Source organism: Microvirga sp. 2YAF29 (assembly GCF_052114605.1).
In the GTDB taxonomy this organism is placed as follows: domain Bacteria; phylum Pseudomonadota; class Alphaproteobacteria; order Rhizobiales; family Beijerinckiaceae; genus Microvirga.
This window is the reverse complement of the sequence record NZ_JBFRFB010000036.1, coordinates 1-2,455: the sequence shown is the minus strand read 5'-3', so window position 1 is coordinate 2,455 and position 2,455 is coordinate 1. Positions and strand designations below refer to the sequence as shown.

Here is a 2,455-nt window from a genome sequence, read left to right as displayed (position 1 = left end):
CATGACCCAGTTCTCCTTGACCGAAGACCAGATTGCCGTCCGCGACATGGCCCTTGCTTTTGCTGCGGACAATCTCGCCCCCCACGCCCTCGAATGGGACGAGAAGAAACATTTCCCCGTCGATGTACTGCGGGAAGCAGCCTCGCTGGGTATGGCCGCGATCTATACCCGCGACGATGTGGGCGGCTCCGGCATGACGCGGCTGGATGCTGCCCTCATCTTCGAGGCGCTCGCCACCGGGTGCCCGGCGATCTCGGCCTATCTTTCGATTCACAACATGGTCGCCTGGATGATCGACCGCTACGGCTCGGAGGAGCAGCGGAGCCGCTTCCTGCCGTCTCTCTGCACCATGGAGACCATCGGCAGCTATTGCCTGACCGAGCCGGGCTCCGGCTCGGACGCGGCGGCGCTCAAAACCCGCGCGGTGCGCGACGGTGACCATTACGTCGTCAACGGCGTAAAACAGTTCATCTCGGGCGCAGGTACATCCGACATCTATGTCACCATGGTGCGCACGGGCGAGGATGGCCCCTCCGGCATCTCGACTCTCGTGATCGAGAAGAACATGCCCGGCGTGTCCTTCGGCGCGCAGGAGAAGAAGATGGGCTGGAACGCGCAGCCCACCGCCGCCGTGATCTTCGAGGATGTGCGCGTGCCTGTCGCTAACTGCCTGTCGGATGAGGGCATGGGATTCAAGATCGCCATGTCGGGTCTCGACGGCGGGCGCATCAATATCGGTGCCTGCTCGCTCGGCGGCGCGCAATCGGCCCTCGACAAAGCTCTCGCTTACGCGAACGACCGCAGGGCCTTCGGCAAGCGCATCGCGGATTTCCAGGCATTGCAGTTCAAGCTCGCCGACATGGCGACCGAACTCGAATGCGCGCGCACCTTCCTGTGGCGCGCGGCCTCGGCCCTCGATGCGAAAGCGCTCGATGCCACCAAGCTCTGCGCCATGGCCAAACGCATGGCGACGGATACCGGCTTCGAAGTGGCGAACGAAGCGCTCCAGCTCCATGGCGGCTACGGTTACCTCGCCGATTACGGCGTGGAGAAGATCGTGCGCGATCTGCGCGTGCATCAGATTCTCGAGGGTACCAACGAGATCATGCGCCTCATCGTGGCGCGCGATCTGGTGGGACGCGGCAATCGATGATCCTGCGCACGCTTGGGCTGGGCTTCGGCATCACCGCCTTGATCTTCGCGCTGTTCTCGTTCGCAGGACATCTGTTCTTCCTGGAAGGCCGCAGGCCCTTCCAGCTCAACTTCACGGCCGGTGCGGCGCTGGGGCTCGCGCTTGGATTGTTCGTTCATCGCATCCTGCGAGTGCCGAAGAACAAGGCCGTGACAGCCATGGCGTTGGCAGCCGTTCCCGGCATGCTGATCATAGCGGCCATCGGCTCGCATTTCGCCGTGTTCTTTCCGGTGCTCGATCCATCGCTCGACAAGGTCTTCGGCTCGCTCATGCTCTGGTTCTACGGCTTCGCGTTTGCAGGCGCATTGTGGAGCGCGCGAGGCTCTTAGGCTTGGCCGCCATCGGCGAACATCATTGACGGAACACAGGGAGGACCACCATGACCAACATCGCTTTCATCGGCCTCGGCAACATGGGCGGACCCATGGCGGCCAATCTCGTCAAGGCAGGCCACGCGGTCAAAGGCTTCGATCTCATGCCCGCCTCCTGCGATCAGGCGCGCGCCGATGGGTTAAGCATCGCGGGCTCCGCTTCCGATGCGGTGCGCGATGCGGACGTGGTCATCACCATGCTGCCCGCCGGCAAGTATGTGGTCTCCGTATGGAGCGACATCCTGAAGAGCGCGCAAGCAAACGCTCTGTTCATCGACTGCTCCACCATCGACGTGGAGAGCGCGCGCAAGGCGCATGACATGGCGCGCGAGAAAGGCGTGCAATCGCTCGACGCGCCGGTCTCCGGCGGCGTCGGCGGCGCGAAGGGCGCGACGCTCACTTTCATGGCAGGCGGCGCAAAAGATGCGTTCGACCGGGCCGAACCCTTTCTCTCGAAGATGGGCAGACAAGTCGTGCATTGCGGCGATGCCGGCGCGGGACAGGCGGCGAAGATCTGCAACAACATGATCCTCGGCATTTCGATGATCGGCGTGGCGGAAGCCTTCGTGCTGGCTGAAAAGCTCAGCCTCTCGCATCAGGCGCTGTTCGATGTGGCCTCCACCTCTTCGGGCCAGTGCTGGTCGCTCACCACCTATTGCCCCGTGCCGGGCCCGGTGCCGACCTCACCCGCCAACAACGATTACAAGCCGGGCTTCGCCGCCGCCCTGATGCTGAAGGATTTGAAGCTCGCGCAGGAAGCGGCCCTTGCCTCCGGCGCTTCGACGCCGCTGGGCGCCGAAGCCGCCCAGCTCTACGCGCTCTTCAACAATGGCGGACACGAGGGCGACGATTTTTCGGGCATCATCAACTTCATCCGCGGGAAGAAGTGAGC

General features: G+C 63.5%; 3 protein-coding genes. All 3 read left to right on the top strand.

Annotated features, from left to right (window positions below; all coding sequences use genetic code 11):
* Position 1 precedes the first annotated feature (1 nt).
* From AB4Y85_RS19370 to mmsB, 3 genes are read left to right on the top strand one after another with little or no spacing between them, the layout of a single operon-like run.
* On the top strand, positions 2–1,153 hold the full coding sequence (locus AB4Y85_RS19370) for an isobutyryl-CoA dehydrogenase (RefSeq protein WP_441986537.1): 1,152 nt from the start codon (positions 2–4) through the stop codon (positions 1,151–1,153).
* Positions 1,150–1,521 carry a DUF5367 family protein gene (locus AB4Y85_RS19365; RefSeq protein WP_441986536.1) on the top strand — a complete coding sequence of 124 codons (372 nt, stop codon included), beginning with the start codon at positions 1,150–1,152 and terminating at the stop codon, positions 1,519–1,521. The genes AB4Y85_RS19370 and AB4Y85_RS19365 overlap by 4 nt, the downstream gene beginning before the upstream one ends.
* Positions 1,522–1,571: 50 nt before the next feature.
* Positions 1,572–2,453 carry a 3-hydroxyisobutyrate dehydrogenase gene (gene mmsB, locus AB4Y85_RS19360; protein WP_441986535.1) on the top strand — a complete coding sequence of 294 codons (882 nt, stop codon included), beginning with the start codon at positions 1,572–1,574 and terminating at the stop codon, positions 2,451–2,453.
* The last annotated feature ends 2 nt before the right edge of the window (positions 2,454–2,455 follow it).

What these genes read in the sequence shown, in the direction of transcription:
- AB4Y85_RS19370 (WP_441986537.1), top strand. Translation starts at nt 2, where the DNA reads ATGACCCAGTTCTCCTTGACCGAAGACCAGATTGCCGTCCGCGACATG.
- AB4Y85_RS19365 (WP_441986536.1), top strand. Translation starts at nt 1,150, where the DNA reads ATGATCCTGCGCACGCTTGGGCTGGGCTTCGGCATCACCGCCTTGATC.
- mmsB (WP_441986535.1), top strand. Translation starts at nt 1,572, where the DNA reads ATGACCAACATCGCTTTCATCGGCCTCGGCAACATGGGCGGACCCATG.